General features: G+C 34.5%; 20 protein-coding genes, 2 tRNA genes and 2 rRNA genes (1 of these 24 cut by a window edge). 23 read left to right on the top strand and 1 reads right to left on the bottom strand.

The window, feature by feature from the left end; genetic code table 11:
• Positions 1-4 precede the first annotated feature (4 nt).
• The 16 genes from secY (at position 5) to LNQ81_RS02575 (ending at position 15,738) form a co-directional block, all read left to right on the top strand.
• Positions 5-1,351 (top strand): preprotein translocase subunit SecY, encoded by a 1,347-nt coding sequence (secY, locus tag LNQ81_RS02650; protein ID WP_229944630.1) that lies wholly within the window; start codon positions 5-7, stop codon positions 1,349-1,351.
• A gap of 5 nt (positions 1,352-1,356) precedes the next feature.
• Positions 1,357-1,572: a translation initiation factor IF-1 gene (gene infA, locus LNQ81_RS02645; protein WP_002987492.1), complete on the top strand. Its 216-nt coding sequence runs from the start codon at positions 1,357-1,359 to the stop codon at positions 1,570-1,572.
• 13 nt (positions 1,573-1,585) lie between these two features.
• Complete coding sequence (ykgO, locus tag LNQ81_RS02640) at positions 1,586-1,702, top strand: type B 50S ribosomal protein L36 (protein ID WP_002987490.1); 117 nt, start codon at positions 1,586-1,588, stop codon at positions 1,700-1,702.
• Between the two features lie 2 nt (positions 1,703-1,704).
• Positions 1,705-2,079, top strand: coding sequence for a 30S ribosomal protein S13 (gene rpsM, locus LNQ81_RS02635; protein ID WP_229944628.1), 375 nt, complete (start codon positions 1,705-1,707; stop codon positions 2,077-2,079).
• Between the two features lie 11 nt (positions 2,080-2,090).
• The gene (gene rpsK, locus LNQ81_RS02630; protein WP_006259473.1) at positions 2,091-2,474 is read left to right on the top strand and encodes a 30S ribosomal protein S11; all 384 of its coding nucleotides are present in this window, start codon (positions 2,091-2,093) and stop codon (positions 2,472-2,474) included.
• Positions 2,475-2,561: 87 nt separating this feature from the next.
• Positions 2,562-3,167, top strand: coding sequence for a 30S ribosomal protein S4 (rpsD, locus tag LNQ81_RS02625; RefSeq protein WP_229944626.1), 606 nt, complete (start codon positions 2,562-2,564; stop codon positions 3,165-3,167).
• A 25-nt stretch (positions 3,168-3,192) separates the two neighbouring features.
• Positions 3,193-4,185: a DNA-directed RNA polymerase subunit alpha gene (locus LNQ81_RS02620; protein WP_229944625.1), complete on the top strand. Its 993-nt coding sequence runs from the start codon at positions 3,193-3,195 to the stop codon at positions 4,183-4,185.
• Positions 4,186-4,217: 32 nt separating this feature from the next.
• Positions 4,218-4,694, top strand: coding sequence for a 50S ribosomal protein L17 (gene rplQ / locus LNQ81_RS02615; RefSeq protein ID WP_229944623.1), 477 nt, complete (start codon positions 4,218-4,220; stop codon positions 4,692-4,694).
• Between the two features lie 107 nt (positions 4,695-4,801).
• Entirely contained in the window at positions 4,802-5,923 is a 1,122-nt protein-coding gene (gene carA, locus LNQ81_RS02610) for a glutamine-hydrolyzing carbamoyl-phosphate synthase small subunit (protein ID WP_229944622.1), read from the top strand.
• A 100-nt stretch (positions 5,924-6,023) separates the two neighbouring features.
• Positions 6,024-7,316: a phosphopyruvate hydratase gene (gene eno / locus LNQ81_RS02605; protein WP_229944620.1), complete on the top strand. Its 1,293-nt coding sequence runs from the start codon at positions 6,024-6,026 to the stop codon at positions 7,314-7,316.
• Positions 7,317-7,668: 352 nt separating this feature from the next.
• Positions 7,669-8,955, top strand: a complete 1,287-nt coding sequence (locus LNQ81_RS02600) for a citrate synthase (protein WP_229944619.1) — start codon at positions 7,669-7,671, stop codon at positions 8,953-8,955.
• A 114-nt stretch (positions 8,956-9,069) separates the two neighbouring features.
• The gene (locus tag LNQ81_RS02595) at positions 9,070-9,984 is read left to right on the top strand and encodes a dimethylarginine dimethylaminohydrolase family protein (protein ID WP_229944618.1); all 915 of its coding nucleotides are present in this window, start codon (positions 9,070-9,072) and stop codon (positions 9,982-9,984) included.
• Between the two features lie 10 nt (positions 9,985-9,994).
• Positions 9,995-10,933 carry a citrulline utilization hydrolase CtlX gene (gene ctlX / locus LNQ81_RS02590; protein ID WP_229944617.1) on the top strand — a complete coding sequence of 313 codons (939 nt, stop codon included), beginning with the start codon at positions 9,995-9,997 and terminating at the stop codon, positions 10,931-10,933.
• A gap of 138 nt (positions 10,934-11,071) precedes the next feature.
• Positions 11,072-13,195: a TonB-dependent receptor plug domain-containing protein gene (locus LNQ81_RS02585; protein WP_229944616.1), complete on the top strand. Its 2,124-nt coding sequence runs from the start codon at positions 11,072-11,074 to the stop codon at positions 13,193-13,195.
• Positions 13,196-13,197: 2 nt separating this feature from the next.
• Positions 13,198-14,637: an HmuY family protein gene (locus LNQ81_RS02580; protein WP_229944614.1), complete on the top strand. Its 1,440-nt coding sequence runs from the start codon at positions 13,198-13,200 to the stop codon at positions 14,635-14,637.
• A 174-nt stretch (positions 14,638-14,811) separates the two neighbouring features.
• Positions 14,812-15,738, top strand: a complete 927-nt coding sequence (locus LNQ81_RS02575; protein ID WP_229944612.1) for a hypothetical protein — start codon at positions 14,812-14,814, stop codon at positions 15,736-15,738.
• Positions 15,739-15,749: 11 nt separating this feature from the next.
• Here LNQ81_RS02575 and LNQ81_RS02570 read toward each other — a convergent pair whose 3' ends face one another.
• Positions 15,750-16,718: a helix-turn-helix transcriptional regulator gene (locus tag LNQ81_RS02570; RefSeq protein WP_229944610.1), complete on the bottom strand. Its 969-nt coding sequence runs from the start codon at positions 16,716-16,718 to the stop codon at positions 15,750-15,752.
• A gap of 130 nt (positions 16,719-16,848) precedes the next feature.
• Between LNQ81_RS02570 and LNQ81_RS02565 the strand changes: the two genes are divergently transcribed.
• From LNQ81_RS02565 to LNQ81_RS02535, 7 genes are all read left to right on the top strand, one after another.
• Positions 16,849-17,511 carry a class I SAM-dependent methyltransferase gene (locus LNQ81_RS02565; protein WP_229944609.1) on the top strand — a complete coding sequence of 221 codons (663 nt, stop codon included), beginning with the start codon at positions 16,849-16,851 and terminating at the stop codon, positions 17,509-17,511.
• A 69-nt stretch (positions 17,512-17,580) separates the two neighbouring features.
• Positions 17,581-18,915, top strand: a complete 1,335-nt coding sequence (locus tag LNQ81_RS02560; RefSeq protein ID WP_229944607.1) for an MATE family efflux transporter — start codon at positions 17,581-17,583, stop codon at positions 18,913-18,915.
• Between the two features lie 110 nt (positions 18,916-19,025).
• The gene (xpt, locus tag LNQ81_RS02555; RefSeq protein WP_229944605.1) at positions 19,026-19,592 is read left to right on the top strand and encodes a xanthine phosphoribosyltransferase; all 567 of its coding nucleotides are present in this window, start codon (positions 19,026-19,028) and stop codon (positions 19,590-19,592) included.
• A 1,143-nt stretch (positions 19,593-20,735) separates the two neighbouring features.
• A 16S ribosomal RNA gene (locus tag LNQ81_RS02550) occupies positions 20,736-22,253 on the top strand.
• A 77-nt stretch (positions 22,254-22,330) separates the two neighbouring features.
• Positions 22,331-22,404 (top strand) — tRNA-Ile (locus tag LNQ81_RS02545).
• A gap of 82 nt (positions 22,405-22,486) precedes the next feature.
• Positions 22,487-22,560: transfer RNA gene (locus tag LNQ81_RS02540), tRNA-Ala, on the top strand.
• Between the two features lie 134 nt (positions 22,561-22,694).
• Positions 22,695-23,201: ribosomal RNA gene (locus tag LNQ81_RS02535) — 23S ribosomal RNA — on the top strand (it continues 2,388 nt past the right edge of the window).
• Together the 16S and 23S rRNA genes with 2 tRNA genes alongside form the textbook arrangement of a ribosomal RNA operon.

Here is a 23,201-nt window from a genome sequence, read left to right as displayed (position 1 = left end):
CAAGATGAAGAAGTTTTTTGAAACATTAGCCAGTATTTGGAAAATAGAAGAGTTAAAGAACAAAATCTTGATAACTTTAGGGTTATTGCTTGTGTACCGTTTTGGTACACAAGTTACCCTTCCAGGTATTGACGCAACGAAATTGCAAGCTTTAACTGACCAAACTGATCAAGGTATCGGTTGGTTAATAAATGTTTTTACAGGTGGTGCATTTGCGCAAGCATCTGTATTTGCATTAGGTATTATGCCTTATATTTCTGCTTCCATTGTAGTTCAGTTAATGGGAATTGCGGTTCCTTATTTGCAAAAATTACAGAATGATGGAGAAAGCGGTAGAAAGAAAATGAACCAGATAACAAGATGGTTGACAATTGGTATTACTTTATTACAAGGGCCTAGTTACATCTATAACTTGTATGTGCAATTACCACCAGACGCATTTTTGTTAGGTTTCAACTCTTTCTCATTCTTGTTTTCTTCAGTAATTATACTAGTGACTGGAACTGTTTTTGCAATGTGGCTAGGTGAAAAAATTACTGATAAAGGTATTGGAAATGGAATTTCATTATTGATTATGGTTGGAATTATTGCGAGACTACCAATGTCTTTCATACAAGAGTTTCAATCTAGAATCACAGAAAATAATGGAGGACCAATGTTGGTGGTTATAGAGGTAATTTTATGGTTGTTAATCATTGTTGCTTGTATCTATTTAACTCTTGCAGTGAGACGAATTCCGGTTCAATATGCAAGAAGAAGTGCTTCAGGAACTTATGATCAATCTATGTTAGGCGGTAATCGTCAATGGATTCCATTAAAGTTAAATGCATCAGGTGTAATGCCAATTATTTTTGCTCAAGCAATTATGTTTGTACCAGCTGCCGTAGCAGGTTTATCTACATCAGATACTGCAAAATCGATCAGTACAACATTTCATAATGTGTTTGGTTGGGAGTATAATGCACTTTTTGCTTTATTAATCATAATTTTTACGTACTTTTACACCGCAATTACAGTACCTACTAATAAGATGGCGGATGATCTTAAGAGAAGTGGCGGTTTTATACCAGGTGTTAAGCCAGGTACAGAAACAGGTGATTTCTTAGATAGAATCATGTCTTTAATAACGTTCCCAGGATCTCTTTACTTAGCGTTGATAGCAGTTTTTCCTGCTATTGTGGTAAGTTTATTAGGAGTTCAACAAGGTTGGGCAATGTTTTATGGAGGAACATCATTATTGATTATGGTAAGTGTTGTAATCGATACAATTCAACAAGTCAATGCTTATTTACTGAACAAACAGTATGATAGCATGATGACAAGTGGTAAAAATAGAAGAGCAACAGCTTAGTTTTTATGGCAAAACAATCAGCAATAGAACAAGACGGAGCAATTATAGAAGCATTATCAAATGCTATGTTTCGTGTGGAATTAGAAAATGGACATGTTGTAATCGCACATATCTCTGGTAAAATGCGTATGCATTATATCAAATTATTACCTGGTGACAGAGTAAAATTAGAAATGAGCCCTTACGATTTGACTAAAGCAAGAATTACTTATAGATATTAAAGAGGCTATTAAAATGAAAGTAAGAGCATCAGTTAAAAAAAGAAGTGCCGAGTGCATTATAGTACGTAGAAAAGGTAGACTTTACGTTATTAATAAAAAGAATCCTAGATTTAAACAAAGACAAGGATAATTATGGCAAGAATCGCAGGGGTAGATATACCTAAACACAAAAGAGGAATTATTGCTTTAACTTATATTTTCGGAATTGGTTCAAGCAGAGCGAAAGAAATTCTAGAAAGAGCTAAAGTTAGCGAAGATAAGAAAGTTCAAGATTGGAATGATGACGAGATCGGAGCAATCCGTGAAGCTGTAGGTCATTTCACAATTGAAGGTGAATTACGCTCAGAGATTTCATTAAACATCAAGCGTTTAATGGATATCGGATGCTACAGAGGAATTCGTCATAGAGCTGGTCTTCCATTAAGAGGACAAAGAACTAAGAATAACTCTAGAACAAGAAAAGGTAAAAGAAAAACTGTTGCTAACAAGAAAAAAGCAACTAAATAATAAGTAGTAATATGGCTAAAGCGAATACAAAAAAACGTAAAGTACTTGTTGAGTCAACAGGTGAAGCTCATATTAATGCGACGTTTAACAATATCATCATTTCATTAACTAATAAAAAAGGTGAAGTGATTTCTTGGTCATCAGCAGGTAAAATGGGATTCAGAGGTTCTAAAAAGAACACACCATACGCTGCTCAAATGGCTGCAGAAGATTGCGGTAAAGTTGCACTTGAGGCAGGATTAAAGAAAGTTAAAGTTTATGTAAAAGGACCTGGAAACGGAAGAGAATCTGCAATCAGATCTTTACATAACGGTGGAATTGAAGTAACTGAGATTATCGATATTACTCCAATGCCACATAATGGATGTCGTCCTCCAAAGAGAAGAAGAGTTTAATTTATAGTATAACCAAAGGTAGGAATAGATTATCGGAGGAAAGTGACCTGAATTCATAATCCCTACCTTTTTTCAATTTTTTTAGAAATGGCAAGATATACTGGTCCACAAACAAAAATCGCACGTAGGTTCGGTGAAGCAATTTTCGGAGATGATAAATCTTTAGAAAAAAGAAATTACCCTCCAGGGCAACATGGTTTAGCAAGAAAAAGAGGTAAGAAATCTGAATATGCTATCCAGTTATTAGAAAAACAAAAAGCTAAATATACTTACGGTATTTTAGAAAAACAATTTAGTAACTTATACAAAAAAGCTGCTGCAGCTCGTGGAGTTACTGGTGAGGTATTAATTCAATTATGTGAGTCTAGATTAGATAACGTAGTTTATAGAATGGGAATTGCTCCATCTCGTAGAGCTGCACGTCAAATCGTTTCTCACAGACATATTACTGTTAATGGGGAATTAGTGAATATTCCTTCATACCAATTGAAACCTGGTGATAAAGTTGCTGTTCGTGAAAAATCAAGATCTCTAGAGACTATCGAACGTTCATTATCTAATTCTAGTGCTGTTTATGAATGGATTACTTGGAATCCTGAAACATTAGAAGGAACTTTTGTTTCTGTACCTCAAAGACTTCAAGTTCCTGAAAATATCAAAGAACAGTTAATCGTAGAGTTGTACAACAAATAATAATTGACATTCAGTCGAAACAAATATGGCAATATTTAATTTTCAAAAGCCCGATAAAGTTATCATGATTGATTCGACCGATTTTAAAGGTAAATTCGAATTTAGACCTTTAGAACCGGGATACGGATTGACTATAGGTAATGCATTAAGAAGAGTTCTTCTTTCTTCTCTTGAAGGATATGCTATTACTTCAGTTCGTATCGAAGGAGTAGATCATGAGTTTTCTACTATCGCTGGTGTAGTTGAGGATGTTACTGAAATCATTCTTAACCTAAAACAAGTTCGTTTTAAACGTCAAATTGAAGATGTTGATAATGAAACTGTTAGTATCTCTTTCTCAGGAAAGGAACAGTTGACTGCAGGTGATTTTCAAAAATTCATTTCTAGTTTTCAAGTTCTTAACCCAGAATTAGTTATCTGTAATATGGATAGTAATGTAACTATTAATATGGATCTTACTATTGAGAAGGGAAGAGGTTACGTACCAGCAGAAGAGAATAGAAAACCTAATGCTCCTATTGGTACTATCTTTACTGACTCAATTTATACTCCAGTTAAGAATGTTAAGTATGCTATCGAAAACTATCGTGTAGAGCAAAAGACTGACTATGAAAAGTTAGTTTTTGATATTATCACTGATGGTTCTATTCATCCAAAAGATGCATTAACTGAAGCTGCAAAAACTTTGATTCACCACTTTATGTTGTTCTCAGATGAGAGAATTACATTAGAGGCAGATGAGATTGCGCAAACTGAATCATATGATGAAGAATCTTTACATATGAGACAGCTTCTAAAAACTAAATTAGTTGATTTAGATCTTTCAGTTAGAGCATTAAATTGTTTGAAAGCGGCTGAAGTAGATACATTAGGAGACTTAGTGTCTTTTAACAAAAATGACTTAATGAAATTTAGAAACTTCGGTAAGAAGTCATTATCTGAATTAGAAGAGTTGGTTGCAGTTAAGGGACTTAATTTCGGGATGGATCTATCAAAATACAAATTAGATAAAGAATAAACTAGACTGTGAAGTCTAAATTCTAGTAAGAAATGAGACACGGAAAGAAAATAAATCACTTAGGTAGAAAAGCTGGACATAGAAATTCTATGTTGGCTAATATGGCTTGTTCGTTAATCGAGCATAAGCGTATCAATACTACTGTTGCTAAGGCTAAGGCTTTAAAGCAGTTTATTGAGCCATTAGTTACTAAATCAAAAACTGACGATACTCATAACCGTCGTGTTGTGTTTTCTTATTTAAGAGACAAAGACGCTGTTACTGAGCTTTTTAGAGAAGTTGCTCAAAAAGTAGGAGATCGTCCAGGTGGATATACTCGTATTATTAAATTAGGGAATCGTTTAGGAGATAACGCTGATATGGCAATGATTGAATTAGTTGATTTCAACGAAATTTATAATGTTGCTAAAAAAGAGGCTAAAAAATCTTCTACTCGTAGAGGTAAAAAGAAAGTTACTGAGGTTTCTGCAACAGAAACAACTGAAACTGAATCTGCATCTAATGAATAATATCAACAAAATTTATTTTGTTTATTTATAAAATTAAGGACACCCTTTTTAAGGATGTCCTTTTTTTTTTAATTTTGCAATAGTTTAAATACAACACAACAATTATAATGGAGTATATAGAAAGAAAAAAAGCAGTTATAGTTTTAAAGGATGGTACTGTTTTTTTTGGTAAATCAGTAGGTATCGAAGGTACTGCTGTTGGTGAAATTTGTTTTAATACAGGAATGACTGGTTATCAAGAGATTTTCACTGACCCTTCTTATTTTGGTCAGATTATGTTATCAACTACTGCTCATTTAGGTAACTATGGTGTTAACAAGGATGAAGTAGATTCTAATAGCATTAAGATTGCTGGATTAGTATGTAAGAACTTTAGTTTTTATCATTCTCGTCCTGATTCAGATTCTGATTTGTTAATTTATTTGCAGGAAGCTAATCTTATTGCAATTTCTGATGTTGACACACGTGCTTTAACAGCTCATATTAGAGATAATGGAGCTATGAATGCTATTATATCAACCGATGGTAAATCTATTGATGAGTTAAAATCTTTACTCAATCAAGTTCCTTCAATGGATGGATTAGAGTTGTCTTCTAAGGTATCAACGAAAGAAGCATATTTCTTTGGAAATCCTAATGCTACTTTTAAAGTAGCAGCAATAGACTTTGGTATTAAAACTAATATCTTGCGTTGTTTTGAAGAAAGAGATTGTTATGTAAAGGTTTTTCCTTATAATGTTTCTTACGAGCAATTAAAGGAATTTAATGCAAATGGTTACTTTTTGTCTAATGGGCCTGGTGATCCTTCGGCTTTAGCTAGGTTAGGTGTTTTAGATACTGTGGATAAAGTTTTAGAATCAGGTATACCAGTATTTGGTATTTGTTTAGGACATCAATTGATTGGATTATCTCAAGGTGTTAGTACTTTTAAGATGTTTAGTGGACATCGTGGAGTTAATCATCCAGTCATGAACTTAGGGTCTACTCAAGGAGAAATTACTTCGCAAAATCATGGATTTGCTATTAATAAAGAAGAATTATCTAATCATAGTAATTTGGAGTTAACTCATGTGCATTTAAACGATGGAACTGTCGCAGGAATGAAGATGAAAGATAGGGATGTGTTCTCTGTACAATATCATCCGGAATCTAGTCCAGGGCCACATGATTCACGTTATTTATTTGATAATTTTGTTGAGAATATGAGAAAATTGGAAGGAACTATTTAGTAGTTCCTTTACTATATATGTTAATTTTATTCCTTCTGTTATTTATTTAGGTAGAATTAAAGTTGTAAATTTGTTATACTAAATTTTTAAGACACAATTTATGAGTACAATTATTAGTGTGCACGCACGTCAGATATTAGATTCGAGAGGTAACCCTACTGTTGAAGTAGATGTAATTACAGAAAATGGTACGTTAGGTCGTGCAGCTGTTCCATCTGGAGCTTCAACTGGTGAACATGAAGCTGTTGAATTACGAGATGGTGGTAAAGCTTTCTTTGGGAAAGGAGTTTTAAAAGCTGTTGAAAATGTAAATAGCATTATTTCTGAGCATGTAGTTGGTGTTAGTGTTTTTGAACAAAATACAATAGATCAATTAATGATTGAATTGGATGGTACAAGTAATAAAGGTAATTTAGGGGCAAATGCTATTTTAGGTGTTTCTTTAGCAGTAGCTAGAGCTGCAGCTGCAGAGCTTGGTATGCCTTTGTATCGTTATGTAGGGGGGGTTTCTGCTAATACGTTACCTGTTCCTATGATGAATATTATAAATGGTGGATCTCATTCAGATGCTCCTATTGCCTTTCAAGAGTTTATGATTATGCCTGTTAAGGCAATCACTTTTAGTCATGCAATGCAAATGGGAACCGAAATTTTTCATCATTTAAAGAAAGTGTTACATGAACGTGGTTTGAGTACAGCTGTTGGGGATGAAGGAGGATTTGCGCCTACTTTAAAAGGAACAGAAGATGCATTAGACTCTATTAAATTAGCAGTTGAAAATGCTGGATATAGATTTGGTGATGAAATTATGATTGCTTTAGATTGTGCTGCATCTGAGTTCTATGTAGATGGTAAGTATGATTATACTAAGTTTGAAGGTGAACTAGGTAAAATACGTACATCTCAAGAACAAGCTGATTATCTAGCAGATCTTGCTAGTAAGTATCCTATTATCTCAATCGAAGATGGTATGTATGAAGATGATTGGGATGGATGGAAATATTTAACTGATAAGATAGGAGATAAGGTACAATTAGTTGGAGATGATTTATTTGTTACAAATGTAGCTAGATTAGAAAGAGGAGTTAATGAAGGAATAGGTAATTCTATTCTAATTAAGGTAAATCAGATAGGTACTTTAACAGAAACAATTGCTGCTGTAAATATGGCTAAGAATGCTGGATTTACTTCTGTAATGTCTCATAGATCTGGTGAAACTGAAGATAGTACTATTGCTGATCTAGCTGTAGCATTGAATTGTGGGCAGATTAAGACTGGTTCTGCTTCTAGATCTGATCGTATGGCTAAGTATAATCAACTATTGAGAATTGAGGAAGAATTAGGCGATATTGCTTATTACCCTCAAGGCAGCGCATTTAAAATTAAGAGATAAGCATATTGATTAAGATTTAAGCGGTAGATATCATTGATATCTACCGCTTTTTTATTGGTGGAAATCAATATCTACAGTTTAAGATTGAATTTTCCTGTTTTTAACTGTTAGGGGTGATTGAGTTAATTTTTAATATTTAACTATTTTAGTGTTTATATGGTAATTTTAGTAGTCATATTTTTTCATTCGTTTTGTTTGAATGCAAAAGGATTTTTTATGATGCTATTTAATGTTTTGTTTTGCCATATAACTTGTATGTATGCATAATAATTCCTATCTTTCCTACTGAAATGCTATTGAGAATTTTAAATAAGTAGCATATAAAACTTGTATAAAATAAAAAAACAACAATATGTCTAAAACAGCTTATATAGAAGTTGACGGTGTAAGACACGAGTTTCCTGTGTTAGTTGGTACTGAGAATGAAGTAGCAATTGATATTTTAAAATTACGCTCTTTAACTGGCGCTATTACATACGATCCAGGTTACAAAAATTCAGGTTCATGTAAAAGTGCAATTACATTCTTAGATGGAGAAGAAGGAATCTTGAGATACAGAGGTTATTCTATTGAAGATTTAGCAGAGAATTCTAACTTTTTAGAAGTATCTTATCTAATTATTTTTGGTGAATTACCTACTCAGGAACAATTAGAGAAATTTGAAAATGATATCAGAAAATATTCATTAGTTAATGAAGAAATGAAGAATATCATTGATGGTTTCCCTAAAACAGCTCACCCAATGGGAGTGTTGGCTTCTTTGACTAGTGCTTTAACTGCATTTAACCCTAAAGTTGTCGATGCTGATTGTCAAAAAGATTTATATGAAGCTGTGTGTAAGACAATGAGTAAATTCTTAGTAATTGCTACTTGGACGTACAGAAAAGCTAAAGGATTCCCTCTAAATTACTACGATAACACTAAGAGTTATGTTGATAATTTCTTGAGATTAATGTTTGCTTTGCCAACATCTCCTTACGAGATTGACCCGGTGATAAAGAATGCAATTGATAAATTATTTATTCTACACGCAGACCATGAGCAAAACTGTTCTACTTCTACTGTACGTATTGTAGGATCTTCTCATGCAGGTTTGTTTGCTTCTATTTCTGCAGGTGTTTCAGCGTTGTGGGGACCATTACATGGTGGTGCTAATCAAGCGGTATTAGAGATGTTAGAAGCTATTCAAAATGATGGTGGGGATGTAGAAAAGTATTTAAATAAAGCGAAGGATAAAGATGATTCTTTCCGTTTAATGGGATTCGGACACAGGGTGTATAAAAACTTTGATCCTAGAGCACGTATTATTAAAAAAGCTGCTGATGAAGTGCTTTGTAAATTAGGTGTTGATGATCCTGTATTAGATATCGCTAAAAAATTGGAGGAAGCTGCATTAAAAGATCCTTATTTCGTTGAAAGACACTTATATCCTAACGTAGATTTCTATTCAGGTATTATTTATAGAGCATTAGGAATTCCAACAGAGATGTTTACTGTAATGTTCGCTATTGGACGTTTACCAGGATGGATTGCTCAATGGAAAGAAATGAGGATTAACAAAGAACCAATAGGACGTCCTAGACAGTTATATATTGGTGAAGGGTTAAGAACTTTCGTTCCAATGAAAGATAGAAAATAGTATATTTTTATAAAAAAAAGGCATCAATTAGTGATGCCTTTTTTTATTGTATTTACGCAGTAGTTAGATTAGGAGTGATGAGTATTTTACTATATTTGTAGAAAATCACAAATTATGCTTAAGTTAAATGTAAATAACGAAACTTCAAGATTGCGGGCTGTGGTCCTTGGTACAGCTAATAGTATCGGACCCACACCTACAGTAGATGAAGCATACGATCCTAAATCATTAGAGCACATTATAGCGGGTACTTATCCTCTAGAAGTTGATATGATTAAGGAAATGGATGCTTTTAATAAAGTATTTGAAAAATACGATGTACAGGTCTTTAGACCTGACTTAATTGAAGATTATAATCAAATCTTTACTCGCGATATTGGATTTGTTATTGAAGACAAATTTATTAAAGCTAATATTCTTCCAGATAGGGATCGCGAATTAGAAGCAATCCAATATGTCTTAGATCAGATCAATCCAAATTCTATTATATCAGCTCCTGAAGAAATACATTTTGAAGGTGGAGATGTAATGTTATGGAATGACTACATTTTAATCGGAACGTATAAACGTCCTGATTACAAAAATTATATTACAGCAAGAACAAATCAACTAGGAGTTGATTTTATTAAAGAATTATTCCCAAATAAAAAAGTACTTTCATTTGACTTAGTTAAATCTAAAACTGAGCCACGCGATAATGCTCTACATTTAGACTGTTGTTTTCAACCCGTTGGAAATAACAAGGGAATTATATATAAAGGTGGCTTTTACGATGAAAAGGAGTACTATGGCTTAGTAGAACTTTTCGGTAAAGACAATTTATTCCACATTGAAAGAGAAGAAATGTATCATATGTTTTCAAATGTATTTTCGATAAGTCCTGAAGTTGTTGTCTCTGAACGAAACTTTACTAGATTGAATAATTGGCTAAGAGGAAATAATTTTACAGTAGAAGAAATACCTTACGCAGAAATTGCTAAACAAGAGGGATTATTAAGATGTTCTACACTACCTTTGATACGCGATTAAAATATAAGATATGAATCAAACAACTAATACCATACTAATGATTCGTCCTGTGGCGTTTCGTATGAATGAACAAACAGCAGTTAATAATTTTTATCAAAAAGTTCTTGATAACACTACACCTGCTACAGTTAATGCTAAAGCACAACAAGAGTTTGATGCTTTTGTTGAAAAGCTTAGAGGAGTAGGAGTGAATGTTATTGTTGTTGAAGACACGCTTAGTCCTGATACACCAGATAGTATTTTTCCTAATAATTGGATCTCTTTTCACGAATCAGGAGAAGTAGTTCTTTACCCTATGTTTGCAAAGAATCGTAGATTAGAAAGAAGAGAAGATATATTCGAAATCTTAGAGAATGAAGGATTTGAAGTAAATGATGATATTTGGGACTATACTTCAGCAGAAGAAGATGAATTATTCTTAGAAGGTACAGGTAGTTTATTGTTAGATAGAGCTAATGAAAAAACGTATTGTGCACTTTCACCTCGTGCAGATGAAGGCTTAGTAATTGAGTTCTGTGAGGATTTTGAAAATGACCCTGTTATTTTTGAAGCTTATCAAACTGTTGATGGTGAGAGAAAACATATCTATCATACTAATGTAATGATGTGTTTAGCTGAGACATTTGCAGTTATCTGTGCAGATTGTATTGATGATAAACAAGAAAGAAAGACTGTTTTAAATAGTTTAAAAAGTAGTGGTAAAGAAATTATTACCATTACAGAAGATCAGGTTAATAACTTTGCAGGGAATATGTTGCAAGTGAGAGGAGCTAATGATCAACGTTATTTAGTGATGTCTACTCAAGCTTATAATAGTCTAGATGCAAATCAGATTAAAGTTATTGAAAAACATTGTCCTATACTACATAGTAGTCTAGATACTATCGAAGCTTGTGGTGGAGGTAGTGCTAGATGTATGATGGCAGAAGTTTTCTTACCAAAAAAATAGCGTATATTTGCACCCTTATCAAAAACGAAGCTTTGTCTTCGTTTTTTTATTTTTAAATATATTATTTAAAATCAATTTAAATAATATATTTATTTATATTTGCAATCAAGAATCTATCTAAATAAATAAAACAGATAAATGAAGCGTAATAACATATTAGTATTTGGTGCTTTTTGTGTAATGCCTATATTAACAATGGCACAAGTACATGATACGATAACGCCACCGAATTCTAATCTAGGAGAAATCGTAATATCAGGACAATTTAGTCCACAGTCTATTAATAAAGCGGTTAATAATGTTACAGTTTTAAATAGACAACGTTTAGAAAATTTAGGTGCGGTAACATTAGCTGATGCTTTGAATCAAGTAATGAATATATCTATTCTACCTAACGCTGGTACTGGTAGATCTTCAGTTAAAATGTTTGGTTTGGATGCACAGTATTTTACTATCCTAATTGATAATGTTCCTATGATTTCTGATGAAGGTATTGGAAATAATACAGATTTGACACAGATAAACTTAGACGATATCGAACAAGTTGAGATTGTAGAAGGGGCTATGGGAGTAGACTATGGTGCTAATGCGGTTACTGGAATTATTAATATCATTACTAAGAAAAATAACCTACATGACTGGAATGTAAATTTCTTTACGCAAGAAGAGACTGTGGGGAATGAATATAATCTAAAGAATAAAGGTAAACATGTACAAGGACTAACTTTAGGACATAATATAAATGATAATTTATATGCAAGTGTAAGTTATACACATAATGATTTTAAAGGTTGGTATAATGATAAAAAAGGATTTACATATTTTGGTGATGAGAATAAACGTGGCCATGAATGGTTACCGAAAAACCAGAATAATGTAAAAGCTCTTTTAAATTATCATCATAAGTCATATAGAGTTTTTTATAAGTTCGAGTATTTTGACGAAAGGATGAAAGATTATGCTAAGACTTTTGACATGAATGAAGACCCTGTTTTTGAAACGATAGATCCTATAGCGAAAGATAGAATAGTCAATACTAAACGCTGGGCGAATATTTTAAATACTTCGGGAAATCTAAAAGATATTCTTCGTTTTGATTTGTCTTTTACTTATCAGAAGCAAGAGCGTGATATTGATTTCTATCGTTACCGCATTAAGTATGATGAGAAGTTTGATAGGAATTCTTATAAAAGTGAGAGTAGAGAGGTGTTTTTCTCTAGAGGAACTTTTAGTGACTTTATTAAGTGGGAGAAAGCTAAGTTCCAAGTAGGTTATGAAGTGGCTAATAGCAAGGGGTATTCATTAATGAGTGAATCACTAGGGGAGTCTCCTCAGAACAAGTCTCTAGGAAGTTATGATTTTTATGCGTCTTCAGAGATTAATGTATTACCTAATTTTATGATTAGACCAGGATATCGTTTAATGACATCTAATACATTTGATAGTCAGCATGCGATGAGCTTAATGCTAAAGTATGTGTTGCCTTATGATTATGAAGTCAGAGCTACTATTGGTACTTCTCCACGTTTACCTAATTATGAGGAATTGTACACGTATTTTGTGGATGTTAATCATGACTTACAAGGTAATCCTGATTTAAATCCAGAAAGCGGAAAGACTTTTTTCTTGAATGTAAAAAAGACTTTTGAGTTTACAGATGACTTTGAGTTTAGTACGAATCTTACTGGACGTTATCTAAATATTCAAGATAAAATAGATCAGATACAGGTTATTGATCCTGATGGTTTAAAGTTTAAATATGAAAATGTAAACCGTTATCGCAATGTAGGTGTTACATTTTTAAATCAAATGCGTTGGAAGACATTGGATGTAGGGTTAGGATTTACTTATTCAGGTTCAGCTCAACAGATTTATGGAGCTCCTGGTGATACTGATAAGTTCTTGTATACTCCTGAGGTAACAGCTAATATTAGTTATAAGTTACCTTCTACAGGAACTACTTTTTCATTATATTATAAGTATAATGGAGAAGAGTATAGATATAAGATGGAAACAGATATGTTTGGTGAATACTATATTAAAGGGAAACAACAGAGTTACTCTTGGATGGATTTCAGTATTCGTCATCCTTTCTTTAAGAATATGCTTTTTGCTACTGTAGGTGTACGTAATATGTTTGATGTATTATCACTTACTTCTACGACTAGTTCTGGTACGGCGCATAGTACTGGAAACGCTACTCAGCAGTTAGGTTATGGACGTAGTTTCTTTTTGAAATTACAGTATAAATTAGGTTTTTAATAATGATGAAGTATTTATTACATATAGGATTAGTTCTTTCTTCTTTTTTCATGTTGACCTCATGCGAAAAGGATTCTAAGAATGGTAATAATGGGACAAAGGAATTCATAGTTGCTTTTGATGAGCAGTCTATAAGTTATAGTGAGATAAAAGATAGTAAGGAACTTAAGATTGTTTTTTCTGAGCCTGCACTATCAGATGGTAGTGTGGAGTTACGTCTTACTCCTACTAAAGCGATATATGATGTTGACTTTAGTACTGTGCCTAGTGCTAAGGAGAGTATTGTTACTGTACCTTTTATTAAAGGAGCTAAGGATGTGTCTTTTTTATTTAAAAACTTGATTTATCCTTATGATCGAACAGATAAGACGGTTCAGTTTGATATCGTTAAAGTAAATTATTCTGCTAAAGAAGCTAAAGTTCGAGGTTATAATGTGATGGTAGTTAGTTTCGATACAGCTATCGGAGGAGTACTAACACCTGAGATAGGAGGGCCTAGTCAACCAAAACAAGTATATGTAGATCTAGGTGGTAAAGCGATGTATGCTGTGCAACGTGATTCTTGGGATTTAGCATTTTACTCTGATAAAGATTTCCGTGTGAAGCTAAACGGATCTATTTATATGGCCACTGGCTCTATTTCTTCGATAGATATAGATAAAGTTAAAGAGAGTGATGTTTCTGATTTAAAACAAAAGGTTCAAATTGGAACATTTGAAGCTAGTAATGTCGCATATATAGATTACCCTTCAGGATTTATTGAATCTACTGCTATTAATGAGATTAAACTAAATGATTTTGATAATAAGGTATATTTAGTTAATCTAGGGTTTAAACCAGGTAGTAATAATGTATCTCCAGGTTCCGTAAGTGTAGCTGGAGAAACTAGAGGATGGAAGAAGATAAGAGTATTACGTAAAGAGAATGGTTATTTGTTACAATATGCTAATCTTAATGATACTACTCATAAAGAAGTTTATATAGAGAAGAATCCTGTTTATAATTTTGCGTTCTTTAGTTTTGATAATAATAGTATTGTTGACGTAGAACCAACTAAGAAAAAGTGGGATTTGAACTTTACTGTTTTTACGAATACTGTTGACCAACAAGGTGATCCTAAGGGATCGTATGGTTTCTCTGATTTTATTGTGAATAACCGTTACGGTGGTGTTACCGCATATAAGGTTACTATTCCTGCTAAAGATAAAACAATGTACAAGTCTTTTGCTTTAGCTGATGTAGATCAGTCATTATTGTCACTAGACCTACGTACTATTGGTGGTACTTGGAGAGATGTTGCTAATGATAAGAAGTTGTTTAATAATATCTTTTATGTAATTAAAGATGCTAAAGGAAACTTCTATAAAATGCGTGTCTTAAGCTTTATGAATGATAAAGGAGAGCGTGGATACCCAAAATTCGAATATAGTCTATTGAGATAGTTTATAATATTACATAACAATTTGTTGTCGCAAGTTATGTTTTGATTCAATGTAATCATCAGTACTTTCAGTATTTGTTGTTTATTGAGTTGTTAGTTTATTTTTGTTAGAAAACCCCGAGATTGTCGCTCTTGGGGTTTTTTTATTAACTTAGTTTGCTATAAAGTTAAAAGTATGTTTCTAAAGTTCCAATCTAATAAAATCTTTAATCCCTTCTTCATCATTAGTTTACTAGTACTAGTGTTGAATGATCTTTGGTTAAAGCAGTATTTCTCTAATACTATAACGGGCAAACTTTCAGATTTTGCAGGTTTATTTGTATTCCCGTTTTTTTGGTCTTATTTCTTTCCTCGTTTTACTAAGGAGATACATATACTTACTGCTATATTCTTTTTGTGGTTTAAGAGTGCGTGGTTTTCTCCTATTTTAGGTTGGTTACATTCTTTTGGTATACCGGTTTATCGGGTGATTGATTATACTGACTATATGGCTCTGCTAAGTATTCCTCTATCTTATTTTATTTTCTCTAGATCAGAGTATTTATATTCTAATAGATATTTAAAGTGCGGTATTGTCTGTCTTTCTATCTTTTCTTTCATAGCTACTACTCAGCGGCCTAGTTATAGGGTTGCATATAATATTACCGATAGAGAGTACATCTTTAAGGCAACGCTATCAGAGACGGTAGCTAGTCTTAATGAAGTGGAGCAGGAGAGAGTGGATAAAATGAATGAACGACGCAAAGAATATAAGTATGAATCTATTGTTCTAGATAAGGAGAGGGGCGTTTTTTACGAATCACCTAACGGAATTACTAAGTATGGTGCATGGTTTGACGTTAGTAACATTACGTTAAATAATACTATTAGGTATTCCTCTCATTTTGCTAGATTTTATATTGTCGCAGATCCCAATAATGAGAAATTTAGTAAACTTGTATTAGAGGAACTTTATGACTCTTTAGAGGGGTATCCTCCTGATGACACGTTAGATGTTGTTCTAAAAGAGTATCCTTCTACTGTGTTAAAGGCTTTTGAGAAGATGTATATTCGCCCTATGAAGAAGAAATTGGATAAGAATAGTTGGTTCTCATTTTTATAAAGTGAAGTGAATTATTGCTTTCTATACAGTGCAGGGGGTATATTATACATTCGTTTAAATGCTGTAGTGAAGTGTTGTACATATTCATATCCACAGTAGTTAGCTATTTCTTTTATAGGGGTATCAGTATTTAAGAGCATCTTATGGGCATACTCCATTCTGAGTTGATACACATACCCAAATACAGTGGTATTATACTCCTCCTTAAATCCCTTCTTTAACTTATAATCATTTAATCCAACTCTTTTTGCTAGTTGTATTAAACTTAACGGATTTTGGAAGTGCTGTTCTATTATTTCTTTAGCCTCTGCTAGCTTACTTTTGTCAGTAACAGATATTTTAGCAGTTGTAGACATTGTGTTAGTGAGAATGTATTGTTCGATTTGGAGTAATAGTAGCTCTTTAGACTTAATATCGAGATACATCTGTTTCATTACACCTATTCTATTAGTGTTATACAGTTCCATTATTAAGCTACTCATTTCCCTAGTCACACTTGCATTGTGTCTGAATAGGTGGTCTTTTCTTCTTCCTATAGCAGGCCGTAATGCCTGATAGTTATCGAGCAATTGTTCTATATAGTCATTGTTAAAGATTACTTCTAGATATTCGTTTGTGTTTTCATGTTGTTTGAAATGTCCTTGTAGTTCTTTATACGCATATAGGTTATGTTCGTTTTTGCTAAAGTCTATCGTAGTACTAGGTGAGTTAAAAGCTGAATGACCATTCATACAGAAGTGCATTTCATAGACAGGTTCATCAGCGTACATATCTACATAGATATCTTTTTTGATATCCATTGTCCCAAAGATGATAATAGAATCTTCGTTATAGTATTCCACTACTTTATTATCTATCTCATCATGTTGTATATGTAGTGTTCTACATTTTTCACTATTGCTTGATATAGAAGTATTAGATTGATATTTTTTTTCTAGTAATATCTTTTTTGTTTTAGCATCCTTAATAATCATTTCCATAGTAATCCGTTTAGCGTAATGTTTACTCCTTTTGAAGTAATAGTTCTTTTGGTAGTTTTAGTGAAATTTGTACAAAGATAGTTATTAAGATTTATTCTAAATAGTTATCTTTGGTCAAAATTTATATAATATGGAGCAACAGGATAATATTGAGTTAGCTAAGCAACTGAGATGTCCTAATGGAGATGATGGTGTCAAAGTTGGAAATACGATGTATGCGTCTAATAGTAACATGATTTATAAAACCATTGATCGATTAAACATTAAGGCAGGGATGCAAATTCTTGAATTAGGATTCGGTAATGGTCGTCACTTACCTTATTTGTTTTCTAAAGAGAAGAATATTAATTATAGTGGTATAGAATTGTCAGATGTGATGTTAAGTGAAGCTATTGAGTTTAATAAGGAATTGATTAAGCTCCATAAAATAGTTTTTGGACTTGGAGATGATTCAGGTAAAATTGCTTTTGAAGACAAGTCTATTGACAATTGCTTTTCCATTAATACAATATATTTTTGGGAAGAACCTAATAAGTATTTTCAAGAGGTTTATAGAATACTTAAATCAGAGGGACAACTTACGTTAGCCTTTATCCAAAAAGATTTTATTCAGAAACAACCTTTTGTTACTTCTGAAGTGTTCCATTTTCATAAGACAGAGTGGCTGATTAGACTATTGACCAACATTGGATTTTATAATATAGAACAGTGGCAATATATGGAGAATACCACAGATAAGCTTGGAAAACCCGTGGTCAGACCATTTGTCATCTTAAAAGCTACTAAGTTATAAGAGTGTAATTTTGAAATCCTTGTTTATAGTGTTTATCTGTGTGTACCATTAATTAACTCACTTATAAATATGGATAAACAAAAACAATTAATTTTAAACGGTAATCTGCCAAATGTAATGTGGCAGATGGCTTGGCCTGCCGTGGTAGCTATGGTGCTATTTGGGCTTAATAATTTCTTAGATGGAGTATTCGTAGGACGCTTGATTAATGATCAGGCCCTAGCAGCAGTTGGGATTGCCTTTCCACTTGCTCAGATAGGACAGGCTATCGGTAGTCTGATAGGTACTGGAGCGGGGGCAGGTATCAGTATTTGGATAGGCGCTGAGAATACGCAGAAGTTAGCCAAGTGTCTAGGTACAGTTAATTATCTCAGTATACTTTTTTCTGCTTTATTTATGGTGCCTGCTTATATCTATACAGATGACTTAATATATCTGATGGGTGGTAGAGGGGAGATTGCCGTATTAGCATCACAGTATTATAAGGTTATCGTGTTAGGTACTTTCTTTTGGGTACACGGACTAGCACTTAATATGATGATTAGAGCAGAAGGCAAGATGAAAGTTGCAGCTCTTATGATAGCTATAGGTTTGGTTATTGACATAGCCCTTAAGCCTATTTTTATAGCTACTTTTGGCTGGGGAGTTATGGGTGCAGCTTGGGCTACTAATGTATCTATGTTAGTATATACGATACTAGGAGTTTTATATTATCACCGTTCGAAGGCTTCATTTAAGACTAATATATGGTCTTTACATAAAGATAGCGAGATACAGAAGCTAGTCATTAATCTGGGGATGCCCGCTATGATTATGATGGTTATGGTCGTCATACAGAATATCGTTGTATTTAATGCACTATCGAAGTACGGTTCTGATAGTGATATTACATTCTTTACCGTAGTTAATCGTTTTTACCTGTTGCTATGTACACCGATATTCGGATTAATGCGTGCACTTCAGCCTGTTGCCGGAATGAACTATGGAGTACAGAATTATGTACGGACTAAAAAATCTTATCTCTTATTTACCTGGACGGGTCTAGCTGTATTGATACCTTTTTGGTGTTTAGTAATGCTGTTCCCTCAAGACGTTTTGACTCTAATGATACCGAATCAGTTATTTACTATAAACCAGTTAGTCAATTTTAGAGTATATATGAGTGTATTGTTGATCTTACCTGCTATTTTTATGGCTATGGTGTGGTTCCCATCTGTGGAGAATGCGAGACCTGCTAGTATGATAGCTATATCTAGGCAGCTATTGTTATATGTACCGATTATGTTAGTCGTACCTATATATTATGATATTGATGGTATATATTGGGCAAGTGCATTTATTGATTGGACGATTTTCATAGTAGTAGCTATCGCTTTAAAGAATAATTTCAACAAAATGAGATAAGTATTTTTGATCAATAATATAGGATAAGTAGATTATCCGTAAATTCGCTTGCAACTTTTGTAGGAGGAACTGACCTTCTCTTGACTTTATAATTATACAACACAACAAATATGGAATTATTAAAAGAACGAATTTTGCAAGATGGTAGATGTTTTGAAGGAGGAATACTAAAAGTAGATAGCTTTATTAATCATCAGATGGATCCAGTATTAATGAAGTCTATAGGTGTAGAATTCGTACGAAGATTTGCAGGGACTAATGTAAATAAGATTATGACTATTGAAGCAAGTGGTATTGCACCTGCTATTATGACTGGATATCTTCTGAATTTACCTGTAGTTTTTGCAAAAAAGAAGTTGCCTAGTACAATGGAGAATATGCTACACACCCAGATTCACTCTTTTACGAAAGATAGAACGTATGATGTGGTGATTAGTAGCGATTTCTTACAACCTACGGATAATGTGTTATTTGTAGATGACTTCTTAGCTTATGGTAATGCAGCTGTTGGGGTATTAGATTTAATCAAACAGTCTGGAGCTAATCTTGTAGGAATGGGCTTTATCATTGAGAAAGCTTTTCAAAATGGACGTCAATTGATAGAAGAACATGGAGTCCGCGTAGAATCCTTAGCAATAATTGAAGATTTGTCTAATTGCACGATTACGATCAGATAGTTTTTACCTTCAATATATATTAAATAAGACCCCGAAGCTATTCGCTTCGGGTTTTTTTATGCACTTTAGTGAACAGCAGCCTCTTCAACACTTCTTCAAGAGTTTTTCAATAAAAGGCTCTTCTAGCAGAGCAATCTTGTGGTAATGTTGAAGGGGATGGTATAGAGGTAGATGTTTGTTGGGCTTAGGAGGTATTAGGCAATTTATAGGAAAATAGTAGAAATATGTATTAATAATTGAAAAACAATTAGTTGTAAATTTAAACACACATAATGAGAACGAAAAAAACTATACCACTTTTTGTCCAAAAGCTAGGTAGAAGGTTAAAATAGAACAGATTAACAGAAAAAAGTAGCTGTAAACAATACAATAAACGTACATAATAAGGAATATACACAGCCCAAAACAAGAAAGTAAGGTACAAAGAATCAAAAACACGTTATATAAGAGGTATTCGCATTTCTATCTATATATAAGAGTAAAGAAAGAATTTAAAATCTCAATATTTAACTACAATAGGTATTACAGCCTCAGGACGCGATATAATAGAAAGCAACCAAAACAAGCTCGCTATATATAAGAGTACACTATAATATATAGACTACAACATCAAAACCCCTATCAGAAGCACATCCACAAGAGAAACCTACCAAAGGCAAAAAAAACTTTGCTAGCTAAAACGTCGGATAATAGCGAGTTATAAAATACTTTCAAAAAAAGGTAATATAAAGTTTGCAAGTAAAGGAAAAGATGCTACTTTTGCATCCGCATTAGAGAAGTAGTTACCACGGTAACTAGGGATCGAAAAGCAGACGATCATATAAAAATAGTGAAGCAAGTATTACTTAAAAATAGTTTTAAAAATTTATAAAAATAAATTTGGATAACAATAAAATAAGGTAGTATCTTTGCAGTCCGCTTCAGTAAAGACGAGGGGTTAGCGAAAAAGAGGGATTAAATTTTCTCAAAATAAATTTTGCTAATTCAAATAAGTTTTTTACTTTTGCACTCGCTTTGAAACAGAAGTGAGATAGGATAGAAGAATACGTTCATAGACATATTGGATTGACAGCATACAAATAAGAGAGTAAGGCAAATCGCAAGATTTGGATTATAGTTTTTAATTTACGAAATTAAAAATATACGATGAAGAGTTTGATCCTGGCTCAGGATGAACGCTAGCGGCAGGCCTAACACATGCAAGTCGAGGGGTAGAAGAGGCTTGCTTCTTTGAGACCGGCGCACGGGTGAGTAACGCGTATGCAACCTACCTTATACAGGGGAATAGCCCGAAGAAATTCGGATTAATGCTCCATGGTTTATTGATGTGGCATCACATTAATAATAAAGATTTATCGGTATAAGATGGGCATGCGTATCATTAGCTAGTTGGTATGGTAACGGCATACCAAGGCGACGATGATTAGGGGTCCTGAGAGGGAGATCCCCCACACTGGTACTGAGACACGGACCAGACTCCTACGGGAGGCAGCAGTGAGGAATATTGGTCAATGGAGGCAACTCTGAACCAGCCATGCCGCGTGCAGGATGACGGTCCTATGGATTGTAAACTGCTTTTGTACGGGAAGAAACCTCTCTACGAGTAGAGACTTGACGGTACCGTAAGAATAAGGATCGGCTAACTCCGTGCCAGCAGCCGCGGTAATACGGAGGATCCGAGCGTTATCCGGAATTATTGGGTTTAAAGGGTTCGTAGGCGGCTTTGTAAGTCAGTGGTGAAATTTCCTAGCTTAACTAGGACACGGCCATTGATACTGCAGAGCTTGAATAATATGGAAGTAACTAGAATATGTAGTGTAGCGGTGAAATGCTTAGATATTACATGGAATACCAATTGCGAAGGCAGGTTACTACGTATTTATTGACGCTGATGAACGAAAGCGTGGGTAGCGAACAGGATTAGATACCCTGGTAGTCCACGCCGTAAACGATGGATACTAGCTGTTCGGATTTCGGTCTGAGTGGCTAAGCGAAAGTGATAAGTATCCCACCTGGGGAGTACGTTCGCAAGAATGAAACTCAAAGGAATTGACGGGGGCCCGCACAAGCGGTGGAGCATGTGGTTTAATTCGATGATACGCGAGGAACCTTACCAGGGCTTAAATGTAGATTGACAGATTTGGAAACAGATTTTTCTTCGGACAATTTACAAGGTGCTGCATGGTTGTCGTCAGCTCGTGCCGTGAGGTGTCAGGTTAAGTCCTATAACGAGCGCAACCCCTATTGTTAGTTACCAGCGCGTTAAGGCGGGGACTCTAGCAAGACTGCCGGTGCAAACCGTGAGGAAGGTGGGGATGACGTCAAATCATCACGGCCCTTACGTCCTGGGCTACACACGTGCTACAATGGCAAGTACAGAAAGCAGCTACCTGGCAACAGGATGCGAATCTCCAAAGCTTGTCTCAGTTCGGATCGGAGTCTGCAACTCGACTCCGTGAAGCTGGAATCGCTAGTAATCGGATATCAGCCATGATCCGGTGAATACGTTCCCGGGCCTTGTACACACCGCCCGTCAAGCCATGGAAGCTGGGGGTACCTGAAGTCGGTGACCGCAAGGAGCTGCCTAGGGTAAAACTGGTAACTAGGGCTAAGTCGTAACAAGGTAGCCGTACCGGAAGGTGCGGCTGGAACACCTCCTTTCTAGAGAATAATTAGGATTATAATAACTTTACTCTCGCTGTTAATACCAAAAAAAAAGATACAAACAATAAGTATAGAGTCTCGTAGCTCAGCTGGTTAGAGTACTACACTGATAATGTAGGGGTCGGCAGTTCGAGTCTGCCCGGGACTACTAAATACTTAAGGTTATGTATTAAAAGGAAATACTAGAGGTTAGCTAACCGTTTTGTGGTAGTGATACCGATAGAAAAAACGGGGGATTAGCTCAGCTGGCTAGAGCGCCTGCCTTGCACGCAGGAGGTCATCGGTTCGACTCCGATATTCTCCACTAGGCTTTAAAAGCCAAAACGATCATTGACATATTGATAACTTAACTAACAAAATAAAGTTAGAAAAGAATACAAACAAGATATAGAAATATATTAAAATTTATAGAAAGTACGATTCGAAAGAATTGTAAGCACATAAGCAAAATAAGGGCGTATGGGGAATGCCTAGGCTCTCAGAGGCGAAGAAGGACGTGATAAGCTGCGAAAAGCTACGGGGATCGGCACACACGAATTGATCCGTAGATATCCGAATGGGGCAACCCACTATGTTGAAGACATAGTATCCAATAAGGAGGCGAACCCGCTGAACTGAAACATCTAAGTAGGCGGAGGAGAAGAAAACAAAAGTGATTCCGCAAGTAGTGGCGAGCGAACGCGGAATAGCCCAAACCAAAGTTGTTACGGCAATTTTGGGGTTGTAGGACCACGATATTTCTTGCGGATTGAATTAGAACTACTTGGAAAGGTAGACCATAGAGGGTGATAGTCCCGTATAAGTAAGAGAAGATAAGAATAGTGGTATCCTGAGTAGGTCGGGGCACGTGAAACCTTGATTGAATCCGGCGGGACCATCCGCCAAGGCTAAATACTCCTGAGAGACCGATAGTGAACCAGTACCGTGAGGGAAAGGTGAAAAGAA

The organism is Myroides oncorhynchi, assembly GCF_020905415.1.
GTDB classification, from domain to species: Bacteria; Bacteroidota; Bacteroidia; order Flavobacteriales; family Flavobacteriaceae; genus Flavobacterium; species Flavobacterium oncorhynchi_A.
Note: the sequence above shows the minus strand (reverse complement) of the source record. Positions and strands in the feature narration are given on the sequence as shown.

Bases quoted from the DNA above. Each gene is read 5' to 3' on its own strand.
- secY (WP_229944630.1), top strand. From the start codon at position 5: ATGAAGAAGTTTTTTGAAACATTAGCCAGTATTTGGAAAATAGAAGAG.
- infA (WP_002987492.1), top strand. From the start codon at position 1,357: ATGGCAAAACAATCAGCAATAGAACAAGACGGAGCAATTATAGAAGCA.
- ykgO (WP_002987490.1), top strand. From the start codon at position 1,586: ATGAAAGTAAGAGCATCAGTTAAAAAAAGAAGTGCCGAGTGCATTATA.
- rpsM (WP_229944628.1), top strand. From the start codon at position 1,705: ATGGCAAGAATCGCAGGGGTAGATATACCTAAACACAAAAGAGGAATT.
- rpsK (WP_006259473.1), top strand. From the start codon at position 2,091: ATGGCTAAAGCGAATACAAAAAAACGTAAAGTACTTGTTGAGTCAACA.
- rpsD (WP_229944626.1), top strand. From the start codon at position 2,562: ATGGCAAGATATACTGGTCCACAAACAAAAATCGCACGTAGGTTCGGT.
- LNQ81_RS02620 (WP_229944625.1), top strand. From the start codon at position 3,193: ATGGCAATATTTAATTTTCAAAAGCCCGATAAAGTTATCATGATTGAT.
- rplQ (WP_229944623.1), top strand. From the start codon at position 4,218: ATGAGACACGGAAAGAAAATAAATCACTTAGGTAGAAAAGCTGGACAT.
- carA (WP_229944622.1), top strand. From the start codon at position 4,802: ATGGAGTATATAGAAAGAAAAAAAGCAGTTATAGTTTTAAAGGATGGT.
- eno (WP_229944620.1), top strand. From the start codon at position 6,024: ATGAGTACAATTATTAGTGTGCACGCACGTCAGATATTAGATTCGAGA.
- LNQ81_RS02600 (WP_229944619.1), top strand. From the start codon at position 7,669: ATGTCTAAAACAGCTTATATAGAAGTTGACGGTGTAAGACACGAGTTT.
- LNQ81_RS02595 (WP_229944618.1), top strand. From the start codon at position 9,070: ATGCTTAAGTTAAATGTAAATAACGAAACTTCAAGATTGCGGGCTGTG.
- ctlX (WP_229944617.1), top strand. From the start codon at position 9,995: ATGAATCAAACAACTAATACCATACTAATGATTCGTCCTGTGGCGTTT.
- LNQ81_RS02585 (WP_229944616.1), top strand. From the start codon at position 11,072: ATGAAGCGTAATAACATATTAGTATTTGGTGCTTTTTGTGTAATGCCT.
- LNQ81_RS02580 (WP_229944614.1), top strand. From the start codon at position 13,198: ATGATGAAGTATTTATTACATATAGGATTAGTTCTTTCTTCTTTTTTC.
- LNQ81_RS02575 (WP_229944612.1), top strand. From the start codon at position 14,812: ATGTTTCTAAAGTTCCAATCTAATAAAATCTTTAATCCCTTCTTCATC.
- LNQ81_RS02570 (WP_229944610.1), bottom strand. From the start codon at position 16,718: ATGGAAATGATTATTAAGGATGCTAAAACAAAAAAGATATTACTAGAA.
- LNQ81_RS02565 (WP_229944609.1), top strand. From the start codon at position 16,849: ATGGAGCAACAGGATAATATTGAGTTAGCTAAGCAACTGAGATGTCCT.
- LNQ81_RS02560 (WP_229944607.1), top strand. From the start codon at position 17,581: ATGGATAAACAAAAACAATTAATTTTAAACGGTAATCTGCCAAATGTA.
- xpt (WP_229944605.1), top strand. From the start codon at position 19,026: ATGGAATTATTAAAAGAACGAATTTTGCAAGATGGTAGATGTTTTGAA.